Here is a 15,546-nt window from a genome sequence, read left to right as displayed (position 1 = left end):
TTCAGAAGTCGGCGAAGAGGTACGGCACCCGGCGGGGGAAGAGGCCGCGCAGCTCCGTGGCGGCGTCCACCGGCACCTCACCCAGACCGCGTAGCGGCAGCTCGGCCGGGTCCAGCACCCCGTACGCGAGGGCGGAGAGCCCGGCGGCGGTGAGCGTGGCGGTCGGGGCGCGACCGGTGGTGTCGTCGACCAGTTCCAGCGCGCCGGTCGTGCCGTCGAGCAGGTGGGTGCCGGCCAGCCAGCGGTCCCCGGTCAGCTCGATCCGCACCCGACCCGGGCCGGCGGGCAGCCCGCTCAACGCGTCCAGCGACAGCAGCCGGGCCATCGGCGCGGACGAACCCGGCACGGCCGTGCGGGCCTCGACGTGCACGTCCAGATCCGTCAGCCACAGCTCGGGCAACTCGTCGGGTGGAACCTGGACGGTGACCCGCTCGATCTGGTCGACGTGCCGGGCGAAGAACTGCAACAGCAGCGTCCGCGCGAGCGGGTCGGTGACCAGCAACTCGTTGCCGTGCAGCGTGCCGCCGTGCTCGTCGATCCGGTACGTCACCGCGCCGGTGACCTCCCCGGCCACCCGGGCGGTGAGCAGCCAGTACTCGTCACGGTCGCGCATCCCGACCGCACGGTGGTCGGGGAAGATCGCGAAGCCGTGTCGCTCCTGGAGGTTGCGCTCGGTGAACGCCCGCCATGCCGGATAGCCGGCGGCGATGCGTTCCCAGCCCACCTCGCCGGGCAGGTCCACCCGCAGCAGCGAGCCCAGGTTGGCCGGCGTGAAGGTGACCCGGCGGGGCTTGGGCAGCCCGACGTAGCCGAACCGGGCGTAGAAGCTGGGCCGGAACGGATAGAGCGCGCTGAGCAGGTGGCCCTCGTCGCGCATCTCGTCGAGGAGTTGGTGCAGCAACGTCCGGACGTGCCCCTGCCGGCGGGCCAGCGGATGGGTCGCCACCCCGGCGACACCGGCCATCGGCAGCACCACCCCGCGCAGGTTCTGTCGCATCGGAATGGCCGAGGCGGCGGCCAACGTGGTGCCGTCCTCCTCGACGATCAGCGTCCGGTTGCCCTGGTTGTAGGGCAGGTAGTCGCGGAACTCGGCGGTCCGCGCGGCACTGAGCGGCGAGGACTCGAAGGCGTACGCGGCCAGCGGGAAGCTGGTGGTGAGACGGTCGTCGTCGGTCACCCGGCGGATGGTCATTCGCCCATCTCAACCCGCCGCGCGGGTGGCAGCAACCGGATTCGCCCGATCCGGGACGCCGGCCGACGGTCAGCCGACGGTCAGCCGGCGGTCAGCCGACCGGCAGGTGCCGCAGGTGCCGGCGACGGCGTAGTCGGACGCTGGCCACCGCGGCCACGCCCACGGCCAGCAGGGCGGTGACGACGAGACCGTGCAGCAGGCCACGGGAGAGGTAGCCCTGGTCGGTGTTGTCGACAGTCCAGGTGGCGATCTCCCGGCTCGACCAGAACGGCGTCAGCCTCGCCCCGGACCCGGCCGGGTCGATCAGCATCTGCACCGTCACCACTGTGAGAAGCAGCAGCGTGCCCTCCAACTCGCGGGGCAGCAGCGCACCGATCAGCATCCCGAACGGAGCCGCCACCGCGACGGAACAGAGCAGCGCCGCCGCCAGGCCGCCGTACCGCAGGTCCGCGCCGTCGATCATAGGGAGCAGGAAGAACGGTACGGAGATGACCAGGCCCACCGTCCACAGGCCGAGCATCCGGCCGAGATAGAGGTGGTGTGGGCGGTAGCCGGCCAGCCGCAGCCTCGGCTCCAACTCGCGCGCCGCGGTCGTGGCGAACAGCGCGGCGGTGCTCACCGCCCAGCCCACGCCGAGCAGCAGCGAGCGAACCGACTGCCCGAGGTAGGCGTCCCGCCGAATCAGGTAGAAGGTCAACGGCATCAACAACAACAGCAGGAGTACGCCCCGACGCCGCAGCAACTCCCGCACTGTCATCTCGGCGACGGTGACGAGCCGGTTCACGGGCGACCTCCCTGGATGCCGGGCGCCTGCCACCCGGTCTCGCGTGCCGGGGTCAGGTCGAGCACGATGTCCACCCGGTCGAGTTGGTTGAGCAGGTGGGTCACCACGACGATGGCCGTGCCGGCGTCGCGCAACCTGCTGAGCTGGTCCCAGAAGTTGACGTACGTGCCCTGGTCGAAGCCCTGGTACGGCTCGTCGAGCAGCAGAACGTCGGGGGCGCTGAGCGTGGACATGGTCAGGTTGAGCTTCTGTCGGGTGCCGCCGGACAGGTGGCGGGCCTGCACGTCCCCGCCCGCCTCCCAACCGAGCTGGCGAGCAGCCGCCCGACCGGCGCGGCGGGCCGGGCCTCGGGCCACGCCCTGACCCGCGCCGACCAGCACGAAGTGCTCGTCGGCGAGCAGGAAGTCGGCGGTGCCGCCGGACTGTGGGCAGTAGCCGAGCCGCCCGGACACGGTCACCGCACCGGCGTCCGGTGACATCAGCCCGGCGCAGATCCGTAGGAAGGTGCTCTTGCCGCAGCCATTCGCGCCGACGACGGCGGCGATCTGTCCGGCCCGGACGGTCAGCGTGGCGTCGCGCAGCACGGTTCGCCGTCCGTACTTCTTGGTGATGCCCGCCGCGTGCAGCCGGACCGCCCCGGGGCGCGGTCCGGGTGCGGTACCGATGCTCTCCACGACCGCGCCCGCGTACTGCTGGGGTGGGCCGAAGACGACCCAGGGGTCGCCGCCCCCCTCGCGCAGGTGCGTGGCGGCCTCGGCGACCACGTGCCGCGCGGCGTCCGCCGCGACCCGGCGCTGGTGCAACTCGGCCGTGAGCGTACGCAGCCAATCGTCGGCGTTCACCGGGTGACCCCCTTCGTGACGATGTCGTTCACCGGCCGGACGAAGGTGAGCCAGGCGCTGCCGCCGGCGCGGAGCGCCTCGTACCCGTCGTCGGTGAGCCGGTAGTACTTGCGGGCCGGCCCGGCGCTGCCCTCCCGCCACTGTGCGGTCACCAGGCCGGTCTTCTGCAGGCGCAGCAGCACGGGGTAGAGCGTGCCGCCCTGGATCGGCCCGACACCTCCCGCGTCGAGCGCCTGGGCCAGCTGATAGCCGTAGGACTCGCCTTCGGACAGCAGGGCCAGGACGCAGATGTCGAGCACCCCCCGCAGCCACTGCCCGCGCCGGTCGGAATCCACCCGAGGGACAGTAGCGACGCAAGCTAGATGGCACAACCACCTACTGGGGCAGCGGAACCCGAACCAGTAGGTTCGGGTGAGCCGCCGAGTGAGCCGTACGGGTCAGCGGGCGACGACGTCGGAGACCACGACTGTGACGTTGTCCGGTGCGCCGGCGTGGTGGGCCAGCTTCACCAACTGCTCACCGCACTGCTGACGGTCGGCGTACATGCCCAGGGCCGCCGCGATGGCCTCGTCCTCGACGTAGTCGGAGAGCCCGTCGCTGCACAGCAACAGCCGGTCGCCGGGGACCACTGTGAGCACACCGACCGCGGGTGGGGTGTCGGCGCCCTGCACGGCCCGGGTCACCAGGGACCGCTGCGGGTGGTGGCGGGCCTGCTCGGGAGAGAGGGTGCCCTGGTCGACAAGCGCCTGCACGAACGTGTCGTCCCGGGTGAGCTGGGTCAGCTCCCCGTCGCGCAGCAGGTAGCAGCGGGAGTCGCCCACCTGGGCCAGCACCAGCGTCTCCCCGGCCAGCAGCGCCGCTGTGAGCGTCGTACCCATGCCGTCCCGGCTCGGGTCGACGGTGATCGCGGCGTGGATGCGCTGGTTGGCGGTGCTGACCACGGCACGCAGTGCGTCGGCGGCACCGTCGGGGTCGGTGGGCGGAGCCAGCTCGTCCAGGATCCGGATCACGATCTCGCTCGCCACCTCGCCCGCAGGCAGCCCACCCATGCCGTCGGCGACGGCGATCAGGCGGTCACCGGCGAGGGCGGAGTCCTCGTTGTTGGTGCGCACCAAGCCGATGTCGTTGAGGATGACCGAGCGGAGGATCAGCGTCATGGGGTCAAGCTTGCCAAGAACAACCCGCATTCGTCTCTACGCCTCCTACCTAGGTCGAGAAATGATTGCGATTTTCGTCGACCGGCGCGACGGTCCGTGCCCGATCGGCGGGGCCTCAGCGGCGCGGATAGCGCAGTAGCAGGCTTGCGGCGACCTCCTCGTCACCCACCGCCGCGTAGCTGTGTGGCACGTCCGACACCCAGCGGAGGTGACCGCCGGCCGAGGCGGTCAGCGGTGCGTCGGCCGGTCCGGCGCGCAGCACCCCGGCGAAGACGGTGACGTGCTCGGTGACCCCGGGCGGGTGGGCAGGGGAGAGCTGCCCGGGGCCGGGCGCGACCCGCATCCGGTACAGCTCGTAGGTCGCGTCGGTGTCGGTGAACACCTCCAGCAGGGTGGCGGTGACCGCGGCGCCATGCACGGTCGGGCCGGCGGCCGGTTCCGCCAGCACTGCCGTCAGCGGTACGCCGAGCTGCGCGGTGACCGCCCAGAGCGTCTCCAGGGTCGGGTTGCGGGTGCCGTTCTCCAGGCCGGAGAGGGTGGCCTTTCCGACGCCGGCGAGCCGGGCGAGTGTGGACAGCGAGATCCCCTGCTCCTCGCGCAGTGCACGGACCCGGCGGCCGACGACGGCGGGATCCACGTCGAGGCCCGGGCGCTGCTCTGGTGGTGGGTGCGGCACCCGGCTATCGTGCTACACGCTGCCGTTCCGTAAACGGAACAGTCGGGAGGGTGGAGTGGCCGGACGCGTACAACCGGTGCTGGCGGGTGTGGTGACGGCGCTTGTGGGCTTCGCCAGCTCGTTCACCGTCGTGCTGGCCGGGCTCCGAGCGGCGGGCGCGTCGGACGCACAGGCCGCCTCCGGCCTGCTCGCGCTCTGCGTGGCGAGCGGGCTCGTCGCCGCCTGGCTGGGCTGGCGGTACCGGATACCGATGAGCGCGGCCTGGTCCACGCCGGGCGCGGCGCTGCTGGTGGCTACCGGGCCGCCACCGGGCGGATGGCGGGTGGCGGTGGGCGCCTTCCTCGTCTCCGGCGCGCTGATCGTCGCGGCCGGACTGTTCCCGCCACTGGGCCGCGCGGTGGCCGCCATCCCCAAGCCGGTGGCCGGCGCGATGCTCGCCGGGGTGCTGCTGCCGCTGTGCACCGCCCCGGTCCGCGCGCTTGTCGAACTGCCGATGGTGGCCGGGCCGGTGGTGGTCGGCTGGCTGCTGCTGCACCGGTTCGCCCGCCGCTGGGCGGTGCCCGGTGCGCTGGTGGTGGCTGTGGCGGCGATCGCACTGACCGCACCGCCGGCCGGCCTGACCGGCGCCGCGCTGATCCCGTCGATCACGCTGACCGCGCCGGCCTGGAACGCGTCCGCACTTGTCGGACTGGCCCTGCCGCTGTTCCTGGTCACCATGGCCGCGCAGAACGTACCCGGCATGGCGGTGCTTGTCGGCTACGGCTACCGGCCGCCGTTCGGCGCCGCGCTGCGGACCACCGGCCTGGCCAGCCTGCTCGCCGCCCCGGCCGGCGGGCACGCGGTGAACCTCGCGGCGATCACCGCCGCGCTGGCCGCCGGCCCCGACGCGCACCCCGACCCGGAGCGCCGATGGATCGCCTCGGTCACCGCCGGCGCTGGACTGGCAGTGCTCGGTCTGGGCGCCGGCGTGGCCACCACACTTGTCGCGGTCGCCCCACCGATCCTCATCGAGGCGGTCGCCGGGCTGGCGCTACTGGGCGCACTGGCCACCGCGCTCGCCTCGGCGGTGACCGACCCGGCGACCCGCGAAGCCGCCGTGGTCACCTTCGTGGTGACCGCGTCCGGGGTGACGCTGATCGGCGTGGGCGGCGCGTTCTGGGGCCTGGTCGCGGGCTGCCTGATGCTGCTGCTCTTCCACCGCCGCCAACCCGCCGCGCCGGACCAGCCCGCTCCCGCCATGCCGGACCAGCCCGTCCCCGCCGGGCGGGAAGGGCGGTGAAGTCACTCCTCGGGCGGCAGGTCGGCCACACCGACGGCCAGGAGGACCCGGCCGTCGGCCACCGATCCGATCCGGTCGGCCGGTACGTAGACCGCGCCCGTGCGGGTCAGCTCGGTCGAGACCTTCAGGTAGCCGCTGTGCAGCAGCCGCGCCGCCAGATCGGCCGGGACGTCCGGCTCCTCGACCGCGGTCGCCTCGATCAGCTCGTCCAGACTGCTGCCCGGGTCGGCGGTCGGTGTCTGGACGGTCACCGCGTTCGGGTCACCCCGCTGGACGAGGTCCACGGTCCCGACCTCGGTGCCGGCTGAGTCGATCACCGGCATCCCGGTGGTGATCCGCGAGATGGTCGCCTGCTGCTCGTCCTGCTGGTCCATCCCGCTGCGGTTCCCAGACCGGCGCGCCGCTAAACGCCGTCGCTCGCAGGCACCGCCGCTTCGCTGGTGCGGGCCGCTTGGCCCGCTCGCCGATGGGTAGCGGCGGTGGCGCGAGGCGATGGGTCCGGAGAGCGTGATGATTGTGTGGCATCAATATGTCTCAGTGTCATCACCGTAAAGAGCAGTACCGCCACCGGGAGGCGGAGCAACGGTGGCCCGCTCAGCTGTTCGGGAGGGGCCAGCCGCCGGGCGGGCGGGGGGACAGCTCCCGCCAGGTGTCCGGGCCGTCGAGCAGCGCCCGGACGGTGTCCTCGGCCTCGTCCGCACTGCCGTACTCGTAGAAACGGGAGATGCCCTCGGCACCGCCGGCCCGCTGCTCGACGTGCCACCGGTCGGCGTCCACCCGCAGGAAGACGTCCCGTCGGGCCAGCCGCCCCCACTTCCCGTTCCACCAGTGCTTTCGCTGCTCCATGGCGGGACTCTATCGAACACACGTACGAGAAGGTGCGGCCCCTGCGGGAATCCCGCAGGGGCCGATGTGCATCCGTTCGGGTCAGCGCTGCGTCGGCGGCTCGGGACGCCGGCCCAGCACGTCGTCCAGCGCCCCGCGCTGCTGGCCCGGGGTGGTGTGACCGGCGGAGACCAGGGCGTCCCGGATCTCGGTGAGCAGCTTGACCTCCTCGCTCGGCGCCGCCGGCGGCGGCTCCTCGCCCCGACGCCGCCGCTCGGCCAGCTTGTTCATCGGGAACACCACGAAGAAGTAGAGCACCGCCGCAGTGAGCAGGAAGGTGATCAGGGCGTTGATGAACCCCGCCCAGTCCATGAAGTTGCCCTTGGTGATCTCCCACCTCCCGGCCGACAGGCCACTGCCCCCGCCAACTGCCTTGATCAGTGGTTCGAGGAACGACTTGGTGAGCTGGGTGACCACGCCCGTGAACGCGGCGCCGATGACGATGCCGACCGCCAGGTCGACGACGTTGCCGCGCATGATGAAGTCTTTGAAGCCCTTGAGCATTCGTACTCCCGAGGTGTCCGCTTTTCTGTCGGGCACAACCTATGCCCGTTCGGCGGGTTCCAGAAAAGCGCCGGCTTCGAGTGCCGCCCGGCCGGGATCGCCGGCCCGGATCGCCTCGACCAACCGGGTGTGGTCGACGTAGCGCTCGGGGGTGAGTGCCCCGCCCATGGCCTGGGCGACGGTGCTGCGCAGGGCGGCGCCCACCGAGGCGTACAGCTCGGCGAGCATGGCGTTGTGCGCGGCGGCGACCACCGCCGTGTGCAGCGCCACGTCGGCCTCGACGAACGCGTCGACCCGGCCGCCGTGCCAGGCGGCCTCGCGCTGGGCGAGCGCGCCGTCGAGCGCCGCCAGGTCCTCGGGTGTACGCCTCAGCGCGGCGAGCCGGGCGGCCTCCACCTCGAAGGCGCGGCGTACCTCGATGACCTCGGTCATCCGGTCGTCGCCGAGTCGGCGGGCGACCACCGGTGCCAGTTCGTCGGTGGACACCACGTAGGTGCCGGAGCCCTGCCGGCACTCCAGCACCCCGGCGTGCACCAGGGCGCGGACGGCCTCGCGGATCGTGTTGCGCCCGACGCCCAGCGCGGCGACCAGTTGTGGCTCGGTGGGGATGCGCCCGCCGACGGGCCATTCGCCGCCGAGGATCCGGGCGCGGAGTTGCTCGGTGGTCTGCCGGACCCGGTGGCCGCGGGGCGGCACGGCGGACTGGCCGGGGGGCGGCACTGACGGCTCGGAGGGGAATTCAACAGACGGTGGCACTGGTTACATCACCGGTCCCAAATTCATCCCATGATTGTAGGTTAGAGGTCATGACCCCGCCACCAACCGCCGCTCCGGCGCTGCCCGCCCCCGCCGCCGTCGACCCTCGCCCGACGCGGGACCCCGGCGCCGGCCGGCGGACGCACCCGGCGACCGGTGGCGCGCTGGTGCTGGTCGGGATGCTGCTGGTCGCGCTCAACCTGCGTGCCGTGGTGACGAGCCTCGGCGCGCTGCTCGACGAGGTTCGCGACGGGCTGGGCCTCTCCGGCGTCACCGCCGGCCTGGTCACCACCCTGCCGACCATCGCGTTCGCCGGCCTCGGCGCGCTCACCCCGTGGCTGGTCCGCCGGGTGGCACCGGCCCGGGTGCTGGTGGTCGCCATGTTCGCCCTCGCCGTCGGCCAGGTGCTCCGGGTCGCCACCGACTCGGCCTTGATCTTCGTGCTCACCAGCGCGCTGGCGCTGTCCGGCATCGCGGTCGCCAACATCCTGCTGCCGATGCTCGTCAAGCAGCACTTCCCGCACCGCACCGGCCTGGTCACCGGGGCGTACACGATGGCGTTGACAGTGGGCACGACGGTGGCCGCCGCCTCCGCGGTGCCGATCGCGCACGCCTTCGGGTCGTGGCGGGCCGGGCTCGGCGTCTGGGCCGCGATGGCCGCGGTGGCCGTACTCCCGTGGGTGCCGCTGGCGCTGCGGACCCGCGCCGCGGCGCGGCGGGCGACCCCGACGGCGGTCGTCGCCACGCCCCCGCGGGTCCGGCCGGCGCGGACCCGGCTCGGCTGGGCGATGGCCGTCTACTTCGGGGCGCAGTCGCTCAGCGGGTACGCGATCATGGGTTGGCTGGCCCAGCTGTTCCGCGACGCCGGTTACCAGCCGGAGTCGGCCGGGCTGCTGCTCGCCGGGGTGACCGCGCTCGGCGTGCCGATCGCGCTGCTGATGCCCACCCTGGCCGGTCGGCTCGGCAGCCTGCGTCCGCTGGTGCTCGGGCTGACCACCGCGTCGGCGCTGGCCTACCTGGGGTTGGCGCTCGCACCGCACGGTGCCGCGCTGCTCTGGGTCGCCCTCCTGGCGATCGGCCAGGGCGCGTTCCCGATGATCCTGACCGCCATCGGCCTACGCGCCCGCACCGCCGAGGGGACTGTCGCGCTCTCCGCATTCGCGCAGAGCACCGGGTACGTGATCGCCGCCCTCGGCCCACTGATGGTCGGCATCCTCTACGAGGCCACCGACGGCTGGACCGCGCCGATCGGGTTCCTGCTGGGCGCCCTGGCCGTGCAGACGACGGCGGGCATGGCGATCGCTCGTCCCCGTTACGTCGAGGACGAGTGACGAACGCGGACGGTCAGGAGGAAGCCGGCGTCGGTTCGCCGGCGACTGCCTCATCCACCGTCGGGTAGGTGTGCAGCACCTCGACCAGCCCGCTCACCTCAAGGATGCGCAGCACACCGCGCTGCGGGGCGGCCAGCCGGACCACGCCGCCAGCCTCGTCGCAGCTGTTCTTGGCGCGGACGAAGACCGACAGACCTGTCGAGTCGCAGAACGAGACGTCCGCCAGGTCGAACACCAGCCGGTTGCGGCCCTTGTCGAGCAGGTCGGTGATCTGGTCCTGCAGCTGCGGTGCAGTGGCCATGTCCAGCTCGCCAGCGACCGCCACGACGACCACGTCGCCGCGTTGTTCCGTGTGCACCGTCAACGACATTCGCCAGACCTCCTGTTATCGGGGGAACGGTATCCCACGACCATGGTCGGACGTAGCACGGGAGCCGTGATCCGGTGGCTCTCGTCATTCTGTTGCTACGGGGCAAGTAGTTGGTCAGCCCCCGGTGATAGAGTCCGCCCGGTCCAGGTCAAGGGGGTTCGAAATGGCGTTGAGCACCGAAGAAAGTGGTCGGCTCGCCGCGCTGCTGAGCGGGCAGGACGAACGGGTCACAACTCGGTGGACCGAGATCGTCACCAGGTCGTTGCGCGGCCGATTGAGCCAGGCGGAGCTGCGCCGACAGGTCCAGGACCTGCACCACGCCATCGTCGCCACCGGCGACAAGGGCACCATCGACCTGTCCGCCGAGAGCGCCGGCGAACTGCGCGCCGCACTCTCCGAGCTGTCCCGTGGCCGGGCCCGTCAGGGCTTCTCCGCCACCGAGACCACGATCAGCGTCTTCGCGCTGAAGGACGTGCTGGCCGAGCTGGTGCAGGAGGCCGGCGGCCCGAACGCGTTGCAGGACTATGTCGCCTTCTCGAAGCTGGTCGACGAGATGGGCCTGTTCACCTTCGAGAGCTTCGTCCGCACCCGGGAGAGCCTGATCGCCGATCAGGCCGAGCAGCTGCTCGAACTCTCCACGCCGGTGGTCAAGCTCTGGGAGGGTGTCGTCGCCGTCCCATTGGTCGGCACCCTGGACTCGGCCCGGGCCCAGGTCGTCATGGAGCGGCTGCTGCAGACCCTGGTCGACACCGGCTCGCCGTACGCGATCATCGACATCACCGGTGTACCGGCGGTGGACACCCAGGTCGCCCAGCACATCCTGAAGACAGTGGTCGCCGCCCGGCTGATGGGCGCCGACTGCATCATCTCCGGCATCCGCCCGCAGATCGCGCAGACCATCGTGGCGCTCGGCATCGAGTTCGGCGACATCGCCACCAAGGCGAGCCTCGCCGACGCGCTGCGTCACGTGCTGCGGCTCAGTGGGGTGGAAACCGCCCGTCGCCAGCCGCGTCGGGGCGTCTGATGGAAAGGGTGCCGATCCTCAAGATCGGGGACATCCTGCTCGTCTCCATCCAGCTGGACATGTCCGACCAGACGGCCGTCCAGCTCCAGGAGGACCTGGCCGAGCGGATCGTCGCGACCGGCTGCCACGGCGTCATCATCGACATCACCGCGCTGGACATCGTCGACTCCTTCGTCGGGCGGATGCTCTCCGCCATCGCCTCGATCTCCAAGGTGCTCGACGCGGAGACGGTGGTGGTCGGGATGCGTCCGGCAGTCGCCATCACACTTGTCGAACTCGGGCTGTCGTTGAACGGCATCCGTACCGCTCTGAACGTCGAGCGCGGCATGGAACTGATCGCGGCGGCCCACGCCGACGAGCTCGACTACCAGCTCGACGACGATCCGGACGCCGAGACGGCCACGCCGTGACCGCGGGCATCGACCTGGGCCAGCCACAGGCGCAGTCGGTCCGCAGCGACGAGGACGTGGTACGCGTCCGGCAGTTGGTCCGTGCCGTGGCGGTGGCCGTCAAGTTGTCCCTCGTGGACCAGACGAAGGTGGTCACCGCGGCGAGCGAGTTGGCCCGCAACACCCTGGTGTACGGCGGTGGCGGCTCGGTCGAGGTGACGACCGTGGACAACGGCCGACGCAAGGGCGTCCGGATCGTCTTCGCCGACTCCGGGCCGGGCATCGCCGATCTGAATCTGGCCATGACCGACGGCTACACCAGCGGCGGTGGGCTCGGCCTCGGGCTGAGCGGGTCCCGTCGACTGGTCGACGAGTTCGAGATCGAGACTTCTCCGGACACCGGCACGCGGATCACGGTCACCAAGTGGTCCCGGTGAACGCCGACGCCGTTACCGACAGTGGCATCTGGTTCCGGGTGGAGGCCAGCAGCGCGGCGAGCGCCGTCCGGCGCGCCGCCGAGCGCCTCGGCGCCCAGGTGGAAATGGGTGCGGTGCGCATCGCCGACCTGGCCATCGTCGCAGCCGAGCTGACCAGCAACCTGGTCAAGCACGCCGACGAGGGTGTGCTGCTGCTTCGGCCGGTGCGCCGTGCCGGGCAGGCCGGCGTGGAACTGATCGCCATCGACTCCGGGCCCGGCATGGCCGACCTGACCGTCTCGTCCCAGGACGGGCACTCCACCACCGGCACGCTCGGCATCGGTCTGGGTGCCATCGTGAGGCAGGCCAGCTGGTTCGACGGATATTCGCTGCCGGGCAAGGGCACCGTCCTCGCCGTGCAGGTCTGGCCGGCGGAGCCGGCACGGCCGTCCTGGGCCGGTGCTCTCACCCGACCGCTGACCGGCGAGACGGTAAGCGGCGACGGCTACGCCGTGCGGGTCGCCGACGGGCGGCACCAGGTGCTGGTCAGCGACGGGTTGGGGCACGGCCCGCTGGCCGGCGCGGCAACCGACGCGGCCCTGGCCGCGTTCCGGGACGCCCCGGCCGGTCCACCGGCGGTGGTGGTCGGTCACCTCCACCGGAGCATGTCGCACACCCGTGGCGCAGCGCTCGCGGTCGCCGAGCTGGCGCCGGCGGCCGGTGTGCTGCACTACGCCGGCCTGGGCAACATCTCCGGTGTGGTCGTCGAGGGCGGCGGCCAGCGCCGGGGGCTGGTGTCGCTGCCCGGCATCGCCGGCCACCAACGGCCGACGATCCGGGAGTACGACTACCCGTTCGGTCCCGGTGCCCGGCTGGTGATGCACAGCGACGGGGTGGTCGACAGGTGGCGGATGGCCGACTACCCGGGTCTGATGGAGAGATCCCCGCTGGTCATGGCGGCGACCCTGCTGCGTGACGCCGGTGTACGACGCGACGACGCCTGCGTACTGGTAGCGAGGTCCTGGGCATGAGCGGGGAGCCGGCAGCGCTGCCGCTGCTCCAGATGGCGCTGCGGGTCGAGCAGGACATCTTCGTGATCCGCCAGCGGGGCCGCGAGGTGGCCACCGTGGTCGGCCTGGAACACCAGGACCAGGTCCGGATCGCCACCGCGCTCAGCGAGGTCGCCCGGGACCTGCTGGGCACGACCGGCGGTGCCGACGTCTCGTTCCACGTCGACGCGGGTGCCGACGGCCGGTTCCACCTGCGCGCCGACCTGGCCCCGGTGTCCCCGCTCCCGGACGGTCGCTACCAACCGCAGTCCGGCGCGGTGTCCCGACTGGTTGACACACTGAGCGTGTCGACCGTCCAGGGGGTTACGGTCGTAAGGATGTCCCGACGAGTCCCGGCCAGCGCGCCGACGCCGACCCCGGAGCGGCTCGCCGAGTTCCGTACCGAACTCGGCAGTACCGCGCCGGCCAGCGCGCTGGACGAGCTGACCGTGCAGAACGGGCAGCTCATCGCCGCACTCGACGAGGTGCGCAGTCAGCGCGACGAGCTGGCCGTGCTCAACGAGGAGCTGGCCGAGACCAACCGGGGGGTGCTGGCGCTCTACAACCAGCTCACCGAGGAGCTGGAGGAGACCAACCGCGGCGTCGTCGCCCTCTACGCCGAGCTGGACGAGAAGTCCGCTCAGCTTCGTGCGGCGAGTGAGTCGAAGAGCCGGTTCCTGGCCAACGTGAGCCACGAGCTGCGCGCCCCGGTCACCGCGATCATCGGCCTGGGGCGGCTGCTCACCGACTCCGCCTCCGACCCGCTCACCGACGAGCAGGGCCGCCAGGTTGATCTGATCCGCTCGTCGGCGGCAGATCTGCTCAACCTGGTCAACGAACTCCTCGACCTGGCCAAGGCGGAATCCGGCCGGATCGAGCCAGACCTGGCCGAGGTCGACCTGCGCCCGGTCTTCGGTCAACTCCGCGGCACTTTGCGCGCCCTGGCCACCCGCCCGGGGGTGGAGTTGGTCGTCGAGGAACCGGCCGCGCCTGCCCTGCTGCGCACCGACGAGGTGCTGCTCGGCCAGGTGCTGCGCAACCTGCTGCACAACGGGTTGAAGTTCACCGAACGCGGCGAGGTACGACTGCGAGCCAGCCAACACGGCGACCGTTGGCATTTCACGGTCAGCGACACCGGGCCGGGCATCGCTCCCGAGCTGCACGACCGGATCTTCGAGGAGTTCTACCAGGTGCCCGGAGCCACCCGCGTCGGCGGCACCGGCCTCGGCCTGCCGTACGCCCGGCGGTTGGTGACGCTGCTGGGCGGGACGCTGGAGCTGACCAGCGCGCCGGGCGAAGGCAGCACGTTCACCGTCTCCCTGCCCACCGGCGGGGCGTGACGGCATGGACGGCCTGCCGACAACCATCCTGGTGGTCGACGACAGTCGTACCAAGCGTTACCTACTGGTCAGCTGGCTGACCAGGGCCGGGTTCACAGTGCTGGAAGCCGAGAACGGCGCCGAGGCGTTGGCTCGGGTCGAGGTGGACCGGATCGACCTGGTGGTGCTCGACGTCCGGTTGCCCGACCTGAGCGGGTACGAAGTCTGCGAACAGATCAAGGCGCGGCACCCGGCGATGCCGGTGATCCATGTGTCGGCGCACGCCGTGGACGTGGCCGACCGCGCCCAAGGGCTGACCCGGGGCGCGGACGCGTACCTGACCGAGCCCATCGAGCCCGAGGAGCTGATCGCCACCACGCGGGCGGTGCTGCGCTACTACCAGGCACGGCAGCGCGCCGAACTGCTCGCCGAGCGGTTGCTCGGGTTGGCCGACACGACAGTGGCGGTGCACGCCGCGCCGACCTTCGCGCGCCTGCTGGAGGCCGCCGCCGAGGGTGCCGCCCAGATCTTCAGAAGCCCGGCGGCGGTGATCGCCGAGACCTTCGACGGCGACTGTCTCGCGGGGATCTGCGCAGGTCCCGGCGCGGTGGCCGCCGTGGTGCCGTGGGTCGTCGACGACACCGGGGTGCCGACCGGTGCCACGGTCCGGGTGGAGGCCCCGGCGAACTGGGCGCTCGTCGACTGGCCGGCGGACGACACGGTGACCATCGCCGCCGCCAAGCTGCGCGAGGACCGGGCCCCGCTGTACGTGGTGGTCCCGACCGCCACCCAGACCGCGCGAACCCCGGTGCTCAAGCAGTTGGCTCAGGCGGTGGCCGCGGCCGTGGAGGGGCAGCGCTCGTTCGACGAGGAGCACCGGATCGCGGTCACCCTCCAACGCAGCCTGCTCCCGCGCGGGCTGCCCACCGTGGCCGGCCTCGATTTCGCGGTGCGCTACGAACCGGCAAGCGCGCAGACCGAGGTGGGTGGCGACTTCTACGAGCTGGTGATGCTCGACGGGCATCTGCTGCTGGCGATCGGGGACGTCGCCGGCCACTCGCTGCACGCGGCGACAGTGATGGCCGAGCTGCGGCACGCCGTGCGGGCGTACGCGGTCGAGGGCCACCAGCCCGGCGAGATCCTGCACCGGGTCAACGAGCTGATGCGGACACTGCTGCCGAACGAGGTAGCGACGCTCTGCGTACTGCTGCTGCACCCGCCGACCGGACGGGTTCGGCTGGCCAGCGCCGGGCACCTTCCGCCGCTGCTGATCATGGACGGCAAGGTCGAGTTCGTGCAGCACTCCGCGCCGCTGCTCGGCATCCGCGCCCCTCGCCCGGCCGACCTGGAGTTCGTGGTGCCGGCCGGAGCCACGCTGGTCCTCTACACCGACGGGCTGATCGAGCGACGGGACGCCACCATCGACGAGGGACTGTCCGCGCTGGCCGCGGTCGCCGCGACTGTCGACGGTGACCTGGACCAGTTCTGCGCCCGGTTGCTGGTGGAGCTGGCCCCACCGGAGATCCAGGACGACGTCGCCGTGGTCGTCCTGCGTCGCCGTTGATCTGCCAGC

At 71.9% G+C, this 15,546-nt stretch carries 19 protein-coding genes; 8 read left to right on the top strand and 11 right to left on the bottom strand.

The annotated features are described in order from the left end of the window. Nucleotide 1: 1 nt before the first annotated feature. The 6 genes from IW248_RS23960 to IW248_RS23935 form a co-directional block, all read right to left on the bottom strand. On the bottom strand, nucleotides 2-1,192 hold the full coding sequence (locus IW248_RS23960) for a GNAT family N-acetyltransferase (RefSeq protein ID WP_196928770.1): 1,191 nt from the start codon (nucleotides 1,190-1,192) through the stop codon (nucleotides 2-4). Between the two features lie 91 nt (nucleotides 1,193-1,283). Continuing rightward, nucleotides 1,284-1,976, bottom strand: coding sequence for an ABC transporter permease (locus IW248_RS23955; protein WP_196928769.1), 693 nt, complete (start codon nucleotides 1,974-1,976; stop codon nucleotides 1,284-1,286). Beyond that, nucleotides 1,973-2,818 (bottom strand): ABC transporter ATP-binding protein, encoded by an 846-nt coding sequence (locus IW248_RS23950; RefSeq protein ID WP_124821713.1) that lies wholly within the window; start codon nucleotides 2,816-2,818, stop codon nucleotides 1,973-1,975. The genes IW248_RS23955 and IW248_RS23950 overlap by 4 nt, the downstream gene beginning before the upstream one ends. Further along, the gene (locus IW248_RS23945; protein ID WP_196928768.1) at nucleotides 2,815-3,153 is read right to left on the bottom strand and encodes a PadR family transcriptional regulator; all 339 of its coding nucleotides are present in this window, start codon (nucleotides 3,151-3,153) and stop codon (nucleotides 2,815-2,817) included. The genes IW248_RS23950 and IW248_RS23945 overlap by 4 nt, the downstream gene beginning before the upstream one ends. A 102-nt stretch (nucleotides 3,154-3,255) precedes the next feature. Further along, nucleotides 3,256-3,975, bottom strand: a complete 720-nt coding sequence (locus IW248_RS23940; protein ID WP_124770664.1) for a PP2C family protein-serine/threonine phosphatase — start codon at nucleotides 3,973-3,975, stop codon at nucleotides 3,256-3,258. 115 nt (nucleotides 3,976-4,090) lie between these two features. Then, complete coding sequence (locus IW248_RS23935; protein WP_307788180.1) at nucleotides 4,091-4,651, bottom strand: helix-turn-helix domain-containing protein; 561 nt, start codon at nucleotides 4,649-4,651, stop codon at nucleotides 4,091-4,093. Nucleotides 4,652-4,706: 55 nt separating this feature from the next. Between IW248_RS23935 and IW248_RS23930 the strand changes: the two genes are divergently transcribed. Next, nucleotides 4,707-5,930 carry a benzoate/H(+) symporter BenE family transporter gene (locus tag IW248_RS23930; protein WP_196928767.1) on the top strand — a complete coding sequence of 408 codons (1,224 nt, stop codon included), beginning with the start codon at nucleotides 4,707-4,709 and terminating at the stop codon, nucleotides 5,928-5,930. Between the two features lie 2 nt (nucleotides 5,931-5,932). On the opposite strand, the gene IW248_RS23925 is transcribed toward IW248_RS23930, so the two are convergent. The 4 genes from IW248_RS23925 to IW248_RS23910 form a co-directional block, all read right to left on the bottom strand. After that, a complete protein-coding gene (locus IW248_RS23925; RefSeq protein ID WP_030486187.1) occupies nucleotides 5,933-6,304 on the bottom strand; it encodes a hypothetical protein in 372 nt (123 codons plus the stop codon). 220 nt (nucleotides 6,305-6,524) lie between these two features. Then, nucleotides 6,525-6,776 carry a hypothetical protein gene (locus tag IW248_RS23920; protein ID WP_196928766.1) on the bottom strand — a complete coding sequence of 84 codons (252 nt, stop codon included), beginning with the start codon at nucleotides 6,774-6,776 and terminating at the stop codon, nucleotides 6,525-6,527. Nucleotides 6,777-6,857: 81 nt separating this feature from the next. After that, entirely contained in the window at nucleotides 6,858-7,319 is a 462-nt protein-coding gene (gene mscL, locus IW248_RS23915) for a large conductance mechanosensitive channel protein MscL (RefSeq protein WP_196928765.1), read from the bottom strand. 39 nt (nucleotides 7,320-7,358) lie between these two features. Next, nucleotides 7,359-8,039, bottom strand: coding sequence for a FadR/GntR family transcriptional regulator (locus IW248_RS23910; RefSeq protein WP_196928764.1), 681 nt, complete (start codon nucleotides 8,037-8,039; stop codon nucleotides 7,359-7,361). Between the two features lie 215 nt (nucleotides 8,040-8,254). On the opposite strand from IW248_RS23910, the gene IW248_RS23905 reads away from it, so the two are divergent. Then, a complete protein-coding gene (locus tag IW248_RS23905) occupies nucleotides 8,255-9,406 on the top strand; it encodes an MFS transporter (protein ID WP_231397698.1) in 1,152 nt (383 codons plus the stop codon). Nucleotides 9,407-9,419: 13 nt separating this feature from the next. Here IW248_RS23905 and IW248_RS23900 read toward each other — a convergent pair whose 3' ends face one another. Continuing rightward, nucleotides 9,420-9,776, bottom strand: a complete 357-nt coding sequence (locus IW248_RS23900) for an STAS domain-containing protein (protein ID WP_030332365.1) — start codon at nucleotides 9,774-9,776, stop codon at nucleotides 9,420-9,422. 163 nt (nucleotides 9,777-9,939) lie between these two features. On the opposite strand from IW248_RS23900, the gene IW248_RS23895 reads away from it, so the two are divergent. From IW248_RS23895 to IW248_RS23870, 6 genes are read left to right on the top strand one after another with little or no spacing between them, the layout of a single operon-like run. Then, entirely contained in the window at nucleotides 9,940-10,800 is an 861-nt protein-coding gene (locus IW248_RS23895) for an STAS domain-containing protein (protein ID WP_124823137.1), read from the top strand. After that, a complete protein-coding gene (locus IW248_RS23890) occupies nucleotides 10,800-11,210 on the top strand; it encodes an STAS domain-containing protein (RefSeq protein ID WP_196928763.1) in 411 nt (136 codons plus the stop codon). The genes IW248_RS23895 and IW248_RS23890 overlap by 1 nt, the downstream gene beginning before the upstream one ends. Further along, the gene (locus IW248_RS23885; protein ID WP_124823138.1) at nucleotides 11,207-11,626 is read left to right on the top strand and encodes an anti-sigma regulatory factor; all 420 of its coding nucleotides are present in this window, start codon (nucleotides 11,207-11,209) and stop codon (nucleotides 11,624-11,626) included. Before IW248_RS23890 ends, IW248_RS23885 begins: the two co-directional genes overlap by 4 nt. Beyond that, nucleotides 11,623-12,636: a SpoIIE family protein phosphatase gene (locus tag IW248_RS23880; protein WP_124823143.1), complete on the top strand. Its 1,014-nt coding sequence runs from the start codon at nucleotides 11,623-11,625 to the stop codon at nucleotides 12,634-12,636. Before IW248_RS23885 ends, IW248_RS23880 begins: the two co-directional genes overlap by 4 nt. Next, complete coding sequence (locus tag IW248_RS23875) at nucleotides 12,633-13,994, top strand: sensor histidine kinase (RefSeq protein ID WP_196928762.1); 1,362 nt, start codon at nucleotides 12,633-12,635, stop codon at nucleotides 13,992-13,994. The genes IW248_RS23880 and IW248_RS23875 overlap by 4 nt, the downstream gene beginning before the upstream one ends. A gap of 4 nt (nucleotides 13,995-13,998) precedes the next feature. Further along, on the top strand, nucleotides 13,999-15,537 hold the full coding sequence (locus IW248_RS23870; protein ID WP_196928761.1) for a SpoIIE family protein phosphatase: 1,539 nt from the start codon (nucleotides 13,999-14,001) through the stop codon (nucleotides 15,535-15,537). Nucleotides 15,538-15,546: the final 9 nt, after the last annotated feature.

It is taken from the genome of Micromonospora ureilytica, assembly GCF_015751765.1.
Taxonomy (GTDB): domain Bacteria; phylum Actinomycetota; class Actinomycetes; order Mycobacteriales; family Micromonosporaceae; genus Micromonospora; species Micromonospora ureilytica.
The sequence above is the reverse complement of the archived record's forward strand: the minus strand, read 5'-3'. Positions and strand labels throughout refer to the sequence as shown.

Coding starts and splice junctions, on each gene's coding strand:
- IW248_RS23960 (WP_196928770.1), bottom strand. CDS start 1,192: ATGACCATCCGCCGGGTGACCGACGACGACCGTCTCACCACCAGCTTC.
- IW248_RS23940 (WP_124770664.1), bottom strand. CDS start 3,975: ATGACGCTGATCCTCCGCTCGGTCATCCTCAACGACATCGGCTTGGTG.
- IW248_RS23925 (WP_030486187.1), bottom strand. CDS start 6,304: ATGGACCAGCAGGACGAGCAGCAGGCGACCATCTCGCGGATCACCACC.
- IW248_RS23920 (WP_196928766.1), bottom strand. CDS start 6,776: ATGGAGCAGCGAAAGCACTGGTGGAACGGGAAGTGGGGGCGGCTGGCC.
- mscL (WP_196928765.1), bottom strand. CDS start 7,319: ATGCTCAAGGGCTTCAAAGACTTCATCATGCGCGGCAACGTCGTCGAC.
- IW248_RS23905 (WP_231397698.1), top strand. CDS start 8,255: ATGCTGCTGGTCGCGCTCAACCTGCGTGCCGTGGTGACGAGCCTCGGC.
- IW248_RS23900 (WP_030332365.1), bottom strand. CDS start 9,776: ATGTCGTTGACGGTGCACACGGAACAACGCGGCGACGTGGTCGTCGTG.
- IW248_RS23895 (WP_124823137.1), top strand. CDS start 9,940: ATGGCGTTGAGCACCGAAGAAAGTGGTCGGCTCGCCGCGCTGCTGAGC.
- IW248_RS23890 (WP_196928763.1), top strand. CDS start 10,800: ATGGAAAGGGTGCCGATCCTCAAGATCGGGGACATCCTGCTCGTCTCC.
- IW248_RS23875 (WP_196928762.1), top strand. CDS start 12,633: ATGAGCGGGGAGCCGGCAGCGCTGCCGCTGCTCCAGATGGCGCTGCGG.
- IW248_RS23870 (WP_196928761.1), top strand. CDS start 13,999: ATGGACGGCCTGCCGACAACCATCCTGGTGGTCGACGACAGTCGTACC.